Source organism: Kribbella sp. HUAS MG21 (assembly GCF_040254265.1).
Classification (GTDB): Bacteria; Actinomycetota; Actinomycetes; order Propionibacteriales; family Kribbellaceae; genus Kribbella.
On the sequence record NZ_CP158165.1, the window covers coordinates 2,300,414 to 2,314,861 of the forward strand.

Consider the following 14,448-nt stretch of genomic DNA (forward strand, 5'->3'; position numbering starts at 1 on the left):
GGTGAAAGAGGACTTCTACCGAGGAGCGACATGACTGACGAGCAGGCGGTCCGCACGCTGATCGAGAAATGGGTCACCGCGGTCCACGCGGGCGATCTGGACACGGTGCTGGCGGATCATGCGGAGGACCTGGTGATGTTCGACGTGCCGCCGCCGTATGACGGTGTGCGCGGGCTGGACGCGTACCGCGACACCTGGCCCGGGTTCTTCGAGTGGCAGCGGGCGGGCGCGTCGTTCGAGCTGGAGTCGCTGGAGGTGACCGCGGGCTCGGACGTCGCCTTCGCGTTCGCGCTGCTGCACTGCCGCAACGTGGGCGACGACCCCCGACGGCTGCTGCGCCTCACGATCGGCCTGCGGAAGGTCGACGGGCGCTGGACGGTCACGCACGAGCACCACTCCTTCCCGCTTGAGGTCGAGTCGGCGGCGCCGGCTATCGAGGCGCTCTTCGACCAGTGGGGCGCCGACACGGCCACCCGCAACCTGGACGCGCTGATGGAGCCCATCGCCGAGGACGTCGTCTCGTACGAGATCGACGGCAACTACACCGGCAAGGCGGCAGTGCGCGAAGTCTGCGCCGCCGGCCTGGCCTCCGACCCGGGGACGATCACTCTGAAGATCCCCGACCCGACCGTCGAATCAGACGGCGACCTGGCCGTCGCCTGGTCCGTCGACCACGTCACCGCCAGCGGTGATGAAACCACCTCTCGCGCGACCCGCGTCTTCCGCCGGACCGGCGGTGACTGGAAGCTGATCCACCAGCACCTGTCCTACCCCGCGTCGTAGTCGCCCGCCAGCCGCAGGATTGTGTCGGTGACCAGCTGCGGTTGGCGGAGACTCGGGTAGTGGTCGGTGTTAGGCAGCCAGAGGAACTCGCAGCCGGGGATCCGCGCCGCAGCGGCACCGGCCACGGCGACAGTGATCGGGCGGTCCTTGTCACCGATCATGACCACGGACGGGACCTGGAGCTCGTGAAGCCGGTCATAAACAGGCTGCGGCGGTTCCAGGTACTCGTCCTGGTCGAACCACGCCGGCACAGCGGCACGGACCTGCGCGACGGCGGCGTCGTCAGCGCCCGCTCCTCCCCAGAGCCGCAGGCACAGCTGCACCAGGCCTTCCACGTCCCGCTTCTCGATGAGGGCGTCGTACTCCGCGTCCAGCTCGGGCTCGTCGGGCATCGGGAAACCAGGTACGCCGGGACACAGCAGCACCAGCCCGTGTACTCGTTCCGGGTGGGTCAGCGCGAGGCTGAGCGCCGTACCGCCGCCCATCGAACAGCCGACCAGCAGGACCCGCTCAAGGTCCAGCTGGCTCAGCACCGTCTCCAGATCACCTAGCAGCGAGAAGCCTGCAGTCGGTGGCGCTGACCTGCCGTAGCCGCGGACGTCGTACCGAAGGATCCGGCGACCGCTGAGACCTGTGAGCACCGGATCCCACACACGGGCGTCCCCGATCGCCGGATGGAGGAGGACGATCGGCACTCCACCACCTGCCAGATGCTCGGCCCAGACTGCGTCCTGCCCTACCGGAATCGTCAGCTCCATGCCTTCAGCATGCCTGTCCGCAGGTACCAGTGCCGCCCAGCACGCAGGTGAGTGACGAACGCACGCCGCAAGGTGGTGTCCTGGGGGACCTTGGCGAGGTCCTCCTCGGTGAGCGGGTGCGCCGGCGCCCCCAGGTGCAGGCCAAGGCGCATCAGCTCGCGGTCGCCCTCGCTGGGGTCCTCCGGTGGCAGCAGCGGTAGCAGGTCGAAGCGGCTCTGGAACCGGATGATGTTGGAGTCCGGGCGCAGGTACTCGGCCAGTTGCGGGTCCAGCAGCCAGGAGTGACAGACGAGGCCGGCGATCGGCTCCTCTGGGTACCAACGTTTGAAGAACTCCACCGCCGTTGCGACCGACTCCTCTGATTGCTGTGCGTCGAGTCGTCCGATCGGTGGGATGTGCATCGACAGCACGTAGCCGGAGACGCCGTCGCCCATGCCCAGTTCGGTGCGCGTGAACGCGTGGCGGCCGATCTCGTAGTCGGTGCCGCGGAACCGCAGCGGTGGACTCCACAGCGGCATCAGCCCGACACCGGCACAACCGAACAGGTGCCGGTGCGTCTGCAGCACCCCGCCCAGCGCTGACACCGTCGCAACGGTGACCGACTCCGGTACGCCGCGCTGCGCGTGCAGCTCGCGTAGCTTCGGCAGACTTGCCAGCAACGCCCAGGCGCCCGCGAACAGGCCTACCGCCGAGCTGTCTTGTGGCACAGCTGGCCATCCGCGGAAGCCCGTGGGCGGGATCGGGCGATCCAACTGCTGCGCGACCTCGCCTGCCATCGCTGACGTCAGCGTCCACCACTCCGGGTCCCGGTCCGGGTCCGGGCGCGCCGCTCGCATCTCGCGCCGGTCGGCCTCAGCCACTCCGCAGTACTCCATCAGCTCCTCGGCGTTGTCGGGGAGCTGTGGCCCCGGCGTCGCAGCCCGCGAACCGTGCCTGATCGTGTTCCGCGTAACCCACTCGTTCCGCTGCCTCGATTGCGTCCATGTCCTCGACCCCACCACGGGCCGCGTGCGCCACGCACGACTTTTGTGTCCTAGGTCACCACTAGGCTCGGCGCCGACGTCTACTGAGGGAGCTGGCATGGCGAAGTTCGGGGAGTCCGACGATCTCAAAGAGGCCGAGTTCGTCGGTGTGAACCTGGGAGGTGCGCGGTTCGTCGAGTCCGATCTGTCCGGGGTGGTGATGCGCGGGGTCGACCTGCAGGGCGCGGACATCGACGCGCCGTGGCTGACCGAGCCCGGCGGCAGCCTGAAGGTCAACGGCATCGACGTGGCGCCGTACCTCGAGGAGCAGCTCAACCAGCGCTTCCCGGGCCGCGCCGACCGGCGGGCGAAGGACCCGGACGGCCTCCGCGCGGCGTGGGCCGCGATCGAACGCACCTGGGCCGCGGCACGCGAACGCGTCGCCGCGATGCCGGAGGGCACCGTCGACGTGTCGGTCGCCGGCGAGTGGTCGTTCGCGGAGACCCAACGGCACCTGGTCCACGCCACGGACCTCTGGCTCGGCCGCGCCGTTCTCGAACGCGACGACCTGCACCCGCTCGGCCTGCGCTACGGCACCACATCGACCGGGCCTGAGCCGACGTACGCCGAAGTTTTGGAAGCCCGCGCCGGCCGCGTCGCCATGGTCCGCGACTTCCTCGCCACCGTCACCCCGGCCGAGCTCGACACGCCCCGCACGAATCCACACGGCCCGCGCCCCGAGACCACCAGGTCCTGCCTGCATGTGATCCTGGAAGAAGAGTGGGAGCACTACCGCTTCGCCATCCGCGACCTCGACACCATCGAGGCCGGTGGCAGCTAGAACTTGCTGCGGGCAGTCGGCGTCGGCGCGAAGGCCGCGCTGGGCCTGAGCACCTCCGCGAGAGCGGCGGCCTTCTCCACGGACAGAAGGTCGTCGCTCTCGTCCGGGCCGATGACGACGCCGCCCTCGTCGAGCTTCGCCACCTGCTGGTCCAAGTCACCCGGCAAGGCCTGCGCCCTGCCCTCGGAGAGGTAATTCAGGTAGCCGACATCCGGACCCGGCGTCCCAGCACCCTGCGGTCCGCCGAGAGCGTCCCTGAGGGACCTCGAGGTCACATTGCCCCAGTCGGGATCCCAAGCCGCGACGAGCCGCCGCAGGATCGGTTCCGCGAGCGCCTCGGCCCCGGCCCACCGCACCACGAACGAGTTGTGCGCATTCGGCGCTTCGGAGTATCGCCCCACACCCATGCTGATCCGAAACTTCCGGACCCGCTGCCCACTCCCGTCGAACGCCTGATTGATCCCGAGGTGCGGAGCATCGGTGTTCGCCAGGAACGCATCGGCAATCACCCGCCGAGCATTCCCCGGCTCGGTGAGCGACTCCCCCGGAAGCTCGGGAGACGACCACCGAACACTCTCCCCGACCACTTCATCCAGCCCCGCGAGAAACCCGAGCAACCTGTCGGCGATCCGATCCGGCGTCTCCTGCCGCGGCCCCCAAAACCCCCGTGCAATCAGCGGCTCGTCCACACCCCTAACCTATCGCCGCCCGAGGCCACAGCTCCTCAGGCTCAGCTCGAGGCCGAGTAGCCTGATCTGGATCGGCAGCTCAAGCTCTGGAGAACCACATGCGCGGTCGCAGCAACGGCGCGTGCCCGCTCCGCGCCCATGTCGATCCGCGCCTCTTGCGCTTCAGCGCCGGGGCAACCGCAAGCGTGCTCGCCGTCGTGCTGCTCATCGTCGACGTTGCTCGACCCTTGGGTCTCGGCCTGCTCGGCTCCCAGGTCGCCGTGTTCGCGTTCATTGCGTTCTTCAGCTTCCACTGGTCGTTGTGGGCACAGATCTTCGCCCGTGCCATCTGGCCGCGACTCGCAGCACCGGCCACTTTGCTGGATGCACTACCGCCGAGATTCGCCCAGCTCATCGGCTTCATACTCACCGCTCTGGCACTGACCACCTTCGTCCTCGGCATCAACATCGCCGGTTACACCCTCACCGCTCTCGCCTTCGCCCTGGCAACCCTCAACGCAACCACCGGCCTGTGCCTGGGCTGCAAGGCCTACGAACTGATCCGCCGACCTCGACCGACCTGAGTCCGGGCGACCACCAGTTCCCGGCGCCGCCCCAGGGCTGGCCGGGGCCGCCTTCACCGTTTTCTGCTCGTTCGTCGTTGCTGACGACAAGTATTCGTCACGTCACAGCGCGCCTGTGGTCCCCGGCAGTCTGCGTATCCGTGCGGTCCGGCCCGTTCCAGGCTATGGACGCGGCGCGGCGGTGCGTGCAACTCTCGCAATGAGCCGCACGGCCGCTTCGAGGCCGCAGACTGGGGCCGACGGTCCGGTGGCTCGGGGGAGGGGACATGAACACGAAATCCGTCATGGCCGCAGTCGCAGCCGGCCTGTTGACTGCCGCACTGTCCGCCGCACCTGCGGCCGCGGAACCACCCATCGGAGGAGCAGGGGCGCACACCCACCACGTGCACACCGGAGACGGCGGTTGCATCGACATCGACTCGGTGGCGTTCAACCCCGACCACCGCGGGCTGCACCAAGGCGCCAACTCCTCCGGCCCGGACGCAGGTCCGTGGCACGGCACCTGCGCCAGCCACCAGCACTAGGAGTCTCCGCGACGATCGGGAAACAACCTCGGATGTTCCAGCCCTCACGAGCCGGGGCGGTGTGGGATGGAACAAGCGGGCCACTGCACGCATTCTGCATGGACAGCGCACCTAATTGATCGCAATCACACACGGCAGCCGGACACCGCCTGCCGGGCCTCGAGCAGCGTGCTTCCCCGGCCCGACTGACGTTCTGGACGATTTGGCGGAGGGTGTGGGATTCGAACCCACGATGACGGTCACCCGCCATACCGGTTTTCAAGACCAGCGCACTCGGCCGCTATGCGAACCCTCCCGGCGGTTGTCGCCGAGGGTCGAGGATAGCGCAGGTGGCGTGGGGGGATTCGGAGTGCGGGGGCCGGGGTGGGCCGGTAGGGTCGGCTGAGCGGCGGAGTTGCCGTCGCGGGGTTGTGGACGGAGGTGGGAGCAATGTCTAGGTCGTTCGAGGACATGGCACACACCGTCCGGTCAGCGCGCTGATTCGCTGACCGGGCGAAGCGCCGGCCGGGTGGCCGGTGTCCCGTCACTTCGTCATGCCCTCAGGAGCTCCCATGCGTTCGCTGCTCGCGTACGTCGTTCCGTCCGAACTCGGACCTGATTTCCGTAAGCTCTTCCCGGCCGCGATCATCTCGAACCTCGGCGACGGCGCCCTGCTCGCCGCCGGGCCGTTGCTGGTCGCCTCGATCACCACCGAGCCGGCAGCCGTCGGTGCCGCCGCGTTCATCCAGCAGGTGCCGTGGCTGCTGTTCGCACTGTTCAGCGGCGTGCTGGTCGACCGCCTCGATCGGCGCCTCATGATCGTTGCCGCTGACATCTTTCGGGCCATCGTGCTCGGTGCCCTCGGTGTCGCCGTACTGTTCGACACCTCCCCGCTCTGGGCGGTCTACGTCGCCCTGTTCCTGCTCGGTACGGCGGAAACGTTCGCCGACAACGCCTCCGGTGCCTTGCTCGTCAGCGCCGTACCGAAGGACCAACTGGGCAAGGCCAACGCACGGCTGTTTGCCAGCGGCACTGTGCTGCAGCAGCTCGGTGGGCCGCCGCTCGGAGCGCTTCTCTTTGCTGCAGGTGCTGGTATCCCGCTGGTCTTCAACGCTGTCACCTTCGCTGCTGCGGCGGTGCTGATCGCGCGCGTCGCAGTACGTCCGCCGCTGCCGGACAAGTCCACACGCACAGCTGTGTGGCATGAGGTGCGTGAGGGCGTCCGGTGGCTGTGGGGCCATTCCGGCGTACGGACCTTGGCCCTGTCGATTCTGGTCATGAACATCACGTTCTGTGCCGCCTTCGCGACCTGGGTGCTCTTCGCCCGCGAACGGCTCGGGCTGTCGGAGACGCAGTTCGGGCTGCTGGTGTCGGTCGGCGCCGTGGGCGGTGTGCTCGGGATGCCGACGTACCACTTCCTCGAACCACGGGTCGGCTCGGTGACGCTGCTCCGCGTCGGCCTGGTCATTGAGACGGTGGTGCACCTCATCCTGGCGCTGACCAGGAGCCCGTGGGTCGCCGGTGCGACCATGGCCGTCTTCGGCGTCCATGCCGTCGTGTGGGGGATTGTCTCGACTACAACACGTCAGCTGGCGACCCCGGACAGTCTGATGGGCAGGGTGAACAGCGTGTACATGCTGGCCTCGGTAGGCGGTGCGGCGCTCGGCTCGGCGCTAGGCGGCCTGCTGGCGCAGCAGTTCGGGCTGGCGGCGCCGTTCGCGATCGCCTTCGGCGCGATGGTGGTGATGACCGTGGTCGCCTGGCATCCGCTGCGGCATGTGGCGGTGCAGCGGGTGTCCGCAGCAGACTGAAATCGGTTGGAGCGGCCTGGCGAGCGCTTGCTAGTGTTCGCCAGCCGCCACCAAATCCCGATGGGAGCGCTTCGTCATGCCCGCAGCCGCGTCACTCGGTCTCCCGAACGTCCGCGGCCGGGTCCCCCTGCTGGCAGGGCTGGCGATCGACTCCTTCGGCGGCGGCTGCGCCGGTCCGCTGCTGTTGCTGTTCTTCAACAAGGTCGCCGACATCCCGCTCGGGACAGCCGGCGTGATGCTGACCGTCGCGACGCTGTTCTCGATCGCCGCGCCAGCCGCGGTGGGCGTGGTCATCGATCGCGTCGGACCGCGGAACATCGTGGTGGCCGCGCAGTTCGCGCAGGGCCTGGCGTTCACGGGCTTCTTCTTCGGGCGGTCGGTCTGGCTGCTGTTCCTGTGCTCGCTGGTGATGGCGACCGGGCAGCGGGTGTTCTGGTCGGCGATCTTCAGCCTGCTCGCGGACGTCGCCGACGAGGGCGAGCGGGACAAATGGTTCGGCCTCGGCGGGATGATGCAGGCCGGCGGCCTGGCGCTGGGCGCGCTGGTGGCCGGCTGGCTGCTCGCGATCGGTGGCGACACACCGTTCCTGGTCGCGATGGGGCTCAACGCGGTGTCGTTCTACCTGGCCGGCGTACTGCTGCTGCGACTGCACCCGTCGCACCACGAGCGCATGGAGCAGGACAGCGGCCCCGCGCCGCTGCTGCGCAAGGACAGGACGTTCCTGGCGCTGATCGGCGCCAACACGTTGCTGGCGCTCTGCACGATGATGCTCGGCGTGGGCGTACCTGTGTACGTCACCGAGGCGCTGACCGTGCCCAAGTGGCTGGTCGGCGTACTGATCGCGGGAACGTCTGTCGTGCTGGCGACCGGCCAGACGCTCGTAGTACGGCACACCCAGCGGCGGCGGCGTACGAACGTCATGGTCGTCGCTGGTGTCACTTATGCGGCTTGGGCGTTCTTGATGGCGCTGCAGGTGCACATCCCGGGCGGGTGGGTTGTGGCGGTGCTGGTGCTGGCCACGGCGTGTTACGCGTTCGCCGACGTGCTGCACGCGGCGACGAACAACGCGCTGTCGGCCGCGATCGCGCCGCAGGTCGGGCGGGGGAAGTACCTGTCGTACTGGCAGTACTCGTTCACGTTCTCGAGCGTGCTGGCGCCGGGGTTCTTCGCGCAGCTCTTCGAGGTGCGGCACGAGCTGCCGTGGGTGGCGCTCGCGGTGCTGGCGCTGATCGCGAGCCTGACCATCTACGCGCTGGCGCGGACCGCGTCGCGGCTGAGCTCCGAGCGCATCTGAGCGGTCCTTTCCTGACCTGTCAGGATACGTTGCGACTGATCGAACATCTGTTCTAATGTTGACCTCGTTCGCGGTTCTCCACCCCGGATTGTCCAATGGACCGAGCCTCCCACCTCCGACGTGGACGGCCCGGAGGACACCGCCGCCCGGGTTGTGAGGACCCGGGCAGTGGAGAGTCCGCACACGATCGGGTAATCAAGGACGGTGGTGGTCAGGCTAGGAGAGGACACCGACAGATGCTGATGGAACACCGCGGCCGCCGACCGGTCGTGCCCGAATCCGCGTACGTCGCCCCATCGGCCGTGCTCTGCGGCGCCGTCGTCCTCGGCGAAGGCAGCAGGGTCCTGCACGGTGCGGTGCTGACCGCGGAGAACGGCGAGGTCCGGCTCGGCGAGAACAGTGTCGTGATGGAGAACGCCCTGGTGCGCGGCCGGGCGAGTCATCCCGCACTGCTCGGCGACGCGGTCCTGGTAGGTCCCCATGCACACGTCAACGGCGCCACGGTCGAGGACGAAGTCTTCATCGCCACGGGCGCTGCGTTGTTTCCCGGTTCCGTCGCCGGCGCAGGCGCGGAACTCCGGATCAACAGCGTGCTGCATGTGAACTCGCGACTGGAACCAGGCGCGGTCCTCCCGATCGGATGGATCGCCGCCGGCGACCCGGCCCAACTCTTCTCCCCGGACCGGCACGAAGAGTTGTGGCAGACCCAGCGCGAACTGGACTTCCCCGGCACGGTGTACGGCGTTCCGCGCGGCACGTCGATGCGCGAGATCATGGCGCGGCAGGCGGAGTACTACGGCGCGCACCACTCGGACCGCACTGTCGACCCGACGTGAGCTGTCAGCCGGCCGGGGTCAGCGTGTGGAGTTCGAAGCGGCGGACCTGAGCGGGAGAGGAACCTGCGCAGGTCAGGCGGGCGTCGATGGTGTCCAGGTGTGCCGAGACCTCGACGGTGAGCGGGCCGTTGGTGGATGCGAGGAGGATCCGCCAGCGGTTGCCGGCGAGTTGCTGGACGTCTTGCGGGAGGAGGTTGTCGAGGGCTGGTGAATGACCGGCGGCGCGGGCGAAGTGCTGCGAGGCTTGAACGGGCGGGATGAACGCACCTGATCCACGGAGGAGGTCGGGTACGACGACACCCGCGTCGTACTGCCTCGCGAGCTCGACGGCGCGGGCCGGTGGGACGTGCCCGTAGAACAGCCCGTGTGGCAGTACGACGACGTTCGCCGCGAAGCGGTCGCCGCCGATGTGGCTGCACTCCCAGGTCTGCTCCGGGTACGCGGCGGCGAGGACCGCGGCGACGGGCCGGCCGCGGACGGCGCAGCACGCGTCGTGACGGCCGTGCGTGCAGACGAGGTAGACGGGCTCGTTTGAAACTGTCCCTGGGTCGTTGCCGGCAAGGACGTCGAGCAGATGCTCGTCCGTCGGCAGTTGCCCCCACCGGACAACCTCACGTCCCGGCCGACAGTCGACCAGCCCCCAGCGCCGACCACGAGACCGATCCACCCGTCCGTACCGCCGCACCAACACCGGCCGAATCCCAAGCTCCCGACAAACCCGCGCCACCGCATCCCCCAGAGCCGGCGACGAGAGCCCACCCGACAGCGCGCCAACCGACAGCGGGCCGGCCGACGCTGCGCTAGCCGACGGTGCGCCGTTCGACTGTGTGCCGGACGACGCGGCGCCGGATGACGGTGCTCGGGTCGACGGTGCGCTGGCAGACGATGCGCGGGCAGACGATGCGCTAGCGGACTGTGCGCTGGACGAGGGCGGGTCGGGTGATGGGGATTGCCGGCCGAGGGCTGTGAGGGCCTGGCGGGGCCAGGCGGTGTGGGACTCGATGAGTAGCCAGCGTTCCGCGGGTGGGGCGCTGGCGACCAGGGAGTCGCCCCGGAGATCGGCCTGCACCGCGCACCCGGTCTCCGGCCGGTACCTCACCTCGCCATCATCCACAGCACCTCACCCTACGGTCGCCACCCTCAACCACCCTGCACCCACCAGCCGCCGGACCCGCTCACCTCAACGCACGTCGCCCACCAACCCACCTCCAGCACCATCGCACCCCAGTCACCAGCCCCTTCCGCACCCACACCCCACGACCTGCCCGCACCGCCGAGCACTGCCCACTTCCGTCTCCAGTTCTGTGCACCGCCCCGCACCGGTTACCACCACGCTTCCACGCACCCAGCCCGCCGCCCGCAGCATCACCAGGCACCTCCGCGCAGCAGCCAACCATCCGTTGCCTCAGTCATCTGCCCGTACTGGGCAGTCCTCGGTGACCGGGGTGGCCTCAGGCCGCGAGCGCAACTCCGCCTGTTGTCGGCGGCGGATCAGCAGCTCGCCTCGGTCACGTAGCTCACCGGCCTGTACTGGCTTCTCAGGCGCAAGCCGCTAGCGGTCAACAACTGCGCGCTGCGGCTACTGAGCTGCGGCTACTACGACTGCTTCGGTGAGGAGGCGGCGGACTAGGACCAGTTGGTCTGCGGGGTCCAGGTTTGGGAGGTTGCCTACCTTGCAGTCCTTGCCGGAGGTGAGTTCGGTGACTGCGGCGGTGGTGGTGGGTGGGAAAGTGATGGTGCGGTCGGGGAGTTGGAGGACCAGCGGGTCGCCGGGGACTACTCGGCAGCGGAGGCCGGCGCGGAGGCGGACCGTGGTGCCGATGGCCAGGGACGCGATGGAGGCCGCGTGCGCCAGAGGTGGGAGGGGCGCGGGGCGGTTGCTGGACCAGGTGCGGCGGCGAAGGCGGGCCGCTAGTGCGTCGGGGGTGGCTGTGCGGAGTTCCTGGGTGAAGAGGTCGACCACCTCCGGCAGGAGCTGGGCCAGCTGTTCCGGGTCGCCGGGGTCGAAGCCGAGCGGCAGCGCGGTCCGCAGTGATGGCTGGTCGGCCGCCAGGGCAGCCAGCTCCTGCACGAGCAGGTAACGCGTCAACGTGTGCAGGCCGACAGTCAGGTGTGCGCTGACCCCACCCAGCGCCGTGGCCGAGTGCAGGAATCCGCGTGGCACATACAGCGCGTCGCCAGGCCGCAGTACCTCGTCGATCACCGGCGCCTTGTCACGCGCGGCCGCCTCGACAGCGCGCGCATGGTCCGTCCACGGCTGGTTGCGGAGCGGATCGACGTGGACCGGTTCGTGGACGGTCCAGTGCTTCTCGCCAGCCACCTGCAGTACGAAGACGTCGTGTACGTCGTAGTGCGCCGAGAATCCCTGCGACTCGGCAGGAGTGACGTATGCGTTGATCTGCACCGGATGCCCCGCATCCGCGGCCAGCTGCGTCGAGAAGTCGACAAGCGCCGGCCAGGTCCGATGTAGGGCCTGCAGTACGACGGTGTGCCCGTCGGCGAACAACGCGGCCACCTTGTCGTCCCGCACCTGGTCCGCGATCTCCGCGCCGACGCCAGCCGGCCCCGTGAACTGCCCGTCGCCCACGACGGCCCCGTTCTTGGCGATCCGCAGGAACGGCGTCCGCAACCCGCGGCGCGACAACAACTCGTCCACAGCCTCGAGGCTGAACAGGTCGTCGTACGGCGCCGGCAGATCGGGACCGTGCGACAGCAGGGCCCGCGAACCCCAGTAGGAGTTCGCGAACTCGTCCAAGTCCCCCGCCACACAGCGCCGGAGCGCCGGGCGCTCGTCTCGCAACAGGTCAGCACCGTCCGCCGACGAGGCTGGGCGGTCGAGCGGCCCGGCGTCCGGCACGGTGGTCACCAGCTCCCGGAGCTGCCCTCGGAGCCGCCTTCGGACCCGCCGGATCCACCTTCGGAGCCACCTTCCGAGCCGTACCCGCCGGCACCACCGTCAGCGCCGCCGTCCTGTGCGCCCTGCGTGGCGCCGCCGTCAGCTGGGCCCTCGCCACCGGAGCCGCCCTCTTCGGAGCCGTACCCGCCGGCGCCACCGTCGGCACCGCCGTCCTGGGTGCCCTGCGACGCGCCGCCGTCAGCCGGTCCTTCGCCGTACCCGCCGCCACCGCCGGCACCACCATCGGCGCCACCGTCAGCTCCGCCGTCCGAGGACTCCCCGCCGTACCCGCCGCCCGGAGCAGCCGTCTGACCGCCGGACTCGCCGTAGCCTCCGCCGCCCGCGCCGCCGTCGGCACCGCCGTCGGTCGCGCCCTGGGTGGCGCCGCCGTCAGCCAGCCCTTCGCCACCTTCGGACGAGGTGTTCATGTCGTCATCGTTGAGACCCATTGTGCTGCTCCCTTCGCGAACGGCCAGAAAGTTGCCCAGGACGTACCAGCGGGCACCTGGTCATCTTGTGCGCAAAGTGGTCGTCGGCTAAACCCTCACCGCGTTACAGCGCCAACTCGATGCCGACTCGATTGCCCGGCTCGATTGCACAGCAGCCGCAACAACACCTACCGCATCAGATCGGACAGCACCTTCACAAAGCCGTCCGTGACGTCTTCCGGCCGTACGGCGACCCGCAACCAGTCCGGCCCCAACCCGGGAAAGGTGTCCCCCCGCCGTACCGCGAATCCCTGTGCACGCAGGGATTCCCGCACCCGCGCGGCCCCCGCCACATGCACAAGCACGAACGGCGCTCGCGCCGCGCCGTACGTCGAAACGCCATCCACGCGACCCAAACTGTCAAGCAGATGGACACGCTGCCGTTCGATGTCGAGAGCAGCCTGCGCCGCCTCCGCGACGGCACGCTCGTTGCTGCAGGCAATAGCCGCTGCGAGAGCAGGAGTGGACACCGGCCAGTGCGGTTGCACAGCCGCCAGCTGCTCGATCAGGCTCGCGCCGGCCAGGACGTACCCGACCCGAAGCCCCGCCAGGCCCCAGGTCTTGGTGAGGCTGCGCACCACCACCAGCCCCGGGATCGACGCCCCGGCGAGCGTCTCGGGTTCACCCGGTACGGCGTCCATGAACGCCTCGTCGACGACCAGGATCCGGTCGGGCCGCGCCAGCTCGCGCAGGTCGTCCGCGCGATGCAGCACCGACGTCGGGTTGGTGGGATTGCCGATCACGACGAGATCCGCGTCGGCCGGTACGGCGGCCGGGTCCAGCACGAACCCGTCCTCGGGCCGCAGGATCACCCGGTCGACGAGGTGCCCGGCCGACCGCAGCGCCGCCTCCGGCTCGGTGAACTGGGGGTGCACCACCACCGGCCGCCGCGGCCGGAACGCCCGCGCGATCAGCACGAACGCTTCCGCCGCACCGGCGGTCAGCAGCACCCGGTCCGGCGCGACCCCGTGCCGGCGCGCGACCGCGGCGAGCGCGGCGTCCTGCCGTGGGTACGCCGCCAAGTCGCTCAGGCTCGCGGTGACCGCGTCGAGCAACCAGGGTGGCGGAGTGCCCGCGCGGACGTTGACGGCGAGGTCGACGAGCCCCTCACCGACCTCGAGGTCACCGTGATGCTCCAGATCAAAGCCATCCAGCACGGTCAGGAGGCTAACGGGTCAGGCAGATTTCGGGACCCCCGAGTCCGCGCACTGGTCAGCGGGGCGTGACGGAGTACCTGCGGTTCTGCAGCGAAGGGTTGCGCTTGCGTACGTCGGCCAGCCGCTCAGCCGAGACCGTGGCGACCACGTGTCCGTCCGCCTCACCAGCCGACGCCAGAGCGACGCCCTGCGGGTCGATGACCTGGCTGAGGCCGCAGTACTTCTTCCCGTTCTGGGCGGCCGCAGCGACATAGCAGGTGTTCTCGACCGCACGTGCCGTGAGCAGGGTCGTCCAGTGGTGCTCCTTGAGCGGCCCGCGGACCCAGGCCGCCGGCACGACCAGTACCTCGGCTCCCGCGTCCACAAGCGCCCGCGACAGCTCAGGGAACCGCAGGTCGTAACAGGTCATCAGCCCGATCGAGTGCTCTCCCACCTGGATCACCACCGGCGCCACGTCGCCAGGCGTCAGCTGGTCGGACTCCTTGTACCCGAACGCGTCGTACAGGTGGATCTTCCGATAGGCCCCCAGCAGTACGCCGTCCGCGCCCACAGCCAGCAGCGTGTTGTAAGGCCGGTGCTGGTCGCAGCTGCGCTCGAACATGCCGGCGACGACAGCCACACCATGCTCGACAGCAGCCTTCCGCAGCGTCGCGACGAACTCACCGTCCAACGCCTCGGCCGCCTCCGCTACCGACTCGCCCTCGACCGCGAAGTCGGACATCATCGCTTCGGGCAGTACGACGACGTCCGGCCGGTCCTGCGCCGCGTCGGCGACGAGGCGCGTGACCAACTCCCGGTTGGCGCCCTTGTCGTAGCTGCTGGCGGTCTGCACCACGGCGATCCTCATACCCCCATGGTGCCGCAGAA

General features: G+C 69.3%; 15 protein-coding genes and 1 tRNA gene. 7 read left to right on the top strand and 9 right to left on the bottom strand.

The genetic code is table 11. The features are described 5' to 3' along the window. Positions 1–30: 30 nt before the first annotated feature. A complete protein-coding gene (locus tag ABN611_RS11105) occupies positions 31–783 on the top strand; it encodes a nuclear transport factor 2 family protein (protein ID WP_350279742.1) in 753 nt (250 codons plus the stop codon). Here the strand turns inward: ABN611_RS11105 and ABN611_RS11110 are convergent. Together ABN611_RS11110 and ABN611_RS11115 are read right to left on the bottom strand one after the other, a co-directional pair. After that, positions 768–1,541 (bottom strand): alpha/beta hydrolase, encoded by a 774-nt coding sequence (locus tag ABN611_RS11110; RefSeq protein WP_350279743.1) that lies wholly within the window; start codon positions 1,539–1,541, stop codon positions 768–770. The two genes, ABN611_RS11105 and ABN611_RS11110, sit on opposite strands and share 16 nt — an antisense overlap. Beyond that, a complete protein-coding gene (locus ABN611_RS11115) occupies positions 1,532–2,401 on the bottom strand; it encodes an acyltransferase domain-containing protein (protein ID WP_350279744.1) in 870 nt (289 codons plus the stop codon). Before ABN611_RS11115 ends, ABN611_RS11110 begins: the two co-directional genes overlap by 10 nt. A 220-nt stretch (positions 2,402–2,621) precedes the next feature. On the opposite strand from ABN611_RS11115, the gene ABN611_RS11120 reads away from it, so the two are divergent. Beyond that, positions 2,622–3,344, top strand: coding sequence for a DinB family protein (locus ABN611_RS11120; RefSeq protein ID WP_350279745.1), 723 nt, complete (start codon positions 2,622–2,624; stop codon positions 3,342–3,344). On the opposite strand, the gene ABN611_RS11125 is transcribed toward ABN611_RS11120, so the two are convergent. Then, positions 3,341–4,033, bottom strand: a complete 693-nt coding sequence (locus ABN611_RS11125; RefSeq protein WP_350279746.1) for an Imm52 family immunity protein — start codon at positions 4,031–4,033, stop codon at positions 3,341–3,343. The genes ABN611_RS11120 and ABN611_RS11125 overlap by 4 nt on opposite strands. Before the next feature lie 98 nt (positions 4,034–4,131). Between ABN611_RS11125 and ABN611_RS11130 the strand changes: the two genes are divergently transcribed. Together ABN611_RS11130 and ABN611_RS11135 are read left to right on the top strand one after the other, a co-directional pair. Continuing rightward, entirely contained in the window at positions 4,132–4,596 is a 465-nt protein-coding gene (locus tag ABN611_RS11130) for a DUF4395 domain-containing protein (RefSeq protein WP_350279747.1), read from the top strand. A gap of 266 nt (positions 4,597–4,862) precedes the next feature. After that, positions 4,863–5,120 carry a hypothetical protein gene (locus tag ABN611_RS11135; protein ID WP_350279748.1) on the top strand — a complete coding sequence of 86 codons (258 nt, stop codon included), beginning with the start codon at positions 4,863–4,865 and terminating at the stop codon, positions 5,118–5,120. Between the two features lie 203 nt (positions 5,121–5,323). Here ABN611_RS11135 and ABN611_RS11140 read toward each other — a convergent pair. After that, positions 5,324–5,415 (bottom strand) — tRNA-Ser (locus ABN611_RS11140). Between the two features lie 256 nt (positions 5,416–5,671). Between ABN611_RS11140 and ABN611_RS11145 the strand changes: the two genes are divergently transcribed. The 3 genes from ABN611_RS11145 to ABN611_RS11155 all read left to right on the top strand — a co-directional run bounded on the left by ABN611_RS11145 (position 5,672) and on the right by ABN611_RS11155 (position 9,040). Continuing rightward, positions 5,672–6,910, top strand: coding sequence for an MFS transporter (locus tag ABN611_RS11145; RefSeq protein WP_350279749.1), 1,239 nt, complete (start codon positions 5,672–5,674; stop codon positions 6,908–6,910). Between the two features lie 76 nt (positions 6,911–6,986). Continuing rightward, positions 6,987–8,204 carry an MFS transporter gene (locus tag ABN611_RS11150; RefSeq protein WP_350279750.1) on the top strand — a complete coding sequence of 406 codons (1,218 nt, stop codon included), beginning with the start codon at positions 6,987–6,989 and terminating at the stop codon, positions 8,202–8,204. A 236-nt stretch (positions 8,205–8,440) separates the two neighbouring features. Beyond that, entirely contained in the window at positions 8,441–9,040 is a 600-nt protein-coding gene (locus tag ABN611_RS11155) for a gamma carbonic anhydrase family protein (protein ID WP_350279751.1), read from the top strand. Between the two features lie 4 nt (positions 9,041–9,044). On the opposite strand, the gene ABN611_RS11160 is transcribed toward ABN611_RS11155, so the two are convergent. The 5 genes from ABN611_RS11160 to ABN611_RS11180 all read right to left on the bottom strand — a co-directional run bounded on the left by ABN611_RS11160 (position 9,045) and on the right by ABN611_RS11180 (position 14,428). After that, positions 9,045–10,154, bottom strand: coding sequence for a sucrase ferredoxin (locus ABN611_RS11160; RefSeq protein WP_350279752.1), 1,110 nt, complete (start codon positions 10,152–10,154; stop codon positions 9,045–9,047). A gap of 465 nt (positions 10,155–10,619) precedes the next feature. Further along, a complete protein-coding gene (locus ABN611_RS11165; protein WP_350279753.1) occupies positions 10,620–11,906 on the bottom strand; it encodes a cupin domain-containing protein in 1,287 nt (428 codons plus the stop codon). Further along, the gene (locus tag ABN611_RS11170; protein ID WP_350279754.1) at positions 11,903–12,385 is read right to left on the bottom strand and encodes a BatC protein; all 483 of its coding nucleotides are present in this window, start codon (positions 12,383–12,385) and stop codon (positions 11,903–11,905) included. The genes ABN611_RS11165 and ABN611_RS11170 overlap by 4 nt, the downstream gene beginning before the upstream one ends. A gap of 167 nt (positions 12,386–12,552) precedes the next feature. Further along, the gene (gene cobC / locus ABN611_RS11175) at positions 12,553–13,581 is read right to left on the bottom strand and encodes an Rv2231c family pyridoxal phosphate-dependent protein CobC (protein ID WP_350279755.1); all 1,029 of its coding nucleotides are present in this window, start codon (positions 13,579–13,581) and stop codon (positions 12,553–12,555) included. 55 nt (positions 13,582–13,636) lie between these two features. Next, positions 13,637–14,428, bottom strand: a complete 792-nt coding sequence (locus ABN611_RS11180; protein ID WP_350279756.1) for a carbon-nitrogen hydrolase family protein — start codon at positions 14,426–14,428, stop codon at positions 13,637–13,639. Between the last annotated feature and the right edge of the window lie 20 nt (positions 14,429–14,448).

Bases quoted from the DNA above. Each gene is read 5' to 3' on its own strand.
- ABN611_RS11130 (WP_350279747.1), top strand. From the start codon at position 4,132: ATGCGCGGTCGCAGCAACGGCGCGTGCCCGCTCCGCGCCCATGTCGAT.
- ABN611_RS11110 (WP_350279743.1), bottom strand. From the start codon at position 1,541: ATGGAGCTGACGATTCCGGTAGGGCAGGACGCAGTCTGGGCCGAGCAT.
- ABN611_RS11155 (WP_350279751.1), top strand. From the start codon at position 8,441: ATGCTGATGGAACACCGCGGCCGCCGACCGGTCGTGCCCGAATCCGCG.
- ABN611_RS11120 (WP_350279745.1), top strand. From the start codon at position 2,622: ATGGCGAAGTTCGGGGAGTCCGACGATCTCAAAGAGGCCGAGTTCGTC.
- ABN611_RS11150 (WP_350279750.1), top strand. From the start codon at position 6,987: ATGCCCGCAGCCGCGTCACTCGGTCTCCCGAACGTCCGCGGCCGGGTC.
- ABN611_RS11105 (WP_350279742.1), top strand. From the start codon at position 31: ATGACTGACGAGCAGGCGGTCCGCACGCTGATCGAGAAATGGGTCACC.
- ABN611_RS11135 (WP_350279748.1), top strand. From the start codon at position 4,863: ATGAACACGAAATCCGTCATGGCCGCAGTCGCAGCCGGCCTGTTGACT.
- ABN611_RS11145 (WP_350279749.1), top strand. From the start codon at position 5,672: ATGCGTTCGCTGCTCGCGTACGTCGTTCCGTCCGAACTCGGACCTGAT.
- ABN611_RS11170 (WP_350279754.1), bottom strand. From the start codon at position 12,385: ATGGGTCTCAACGATGACGACATGAACACCTCGTCCGAAGGTGGCGAA.
- ABN611_RS11180 (WP_350279756.1), bottom strand. From the start codon at position 14,428: ATGAGGATCGCCGTGGTGCAGACCGCCAGCAGCTACGACAAGGGCGCC.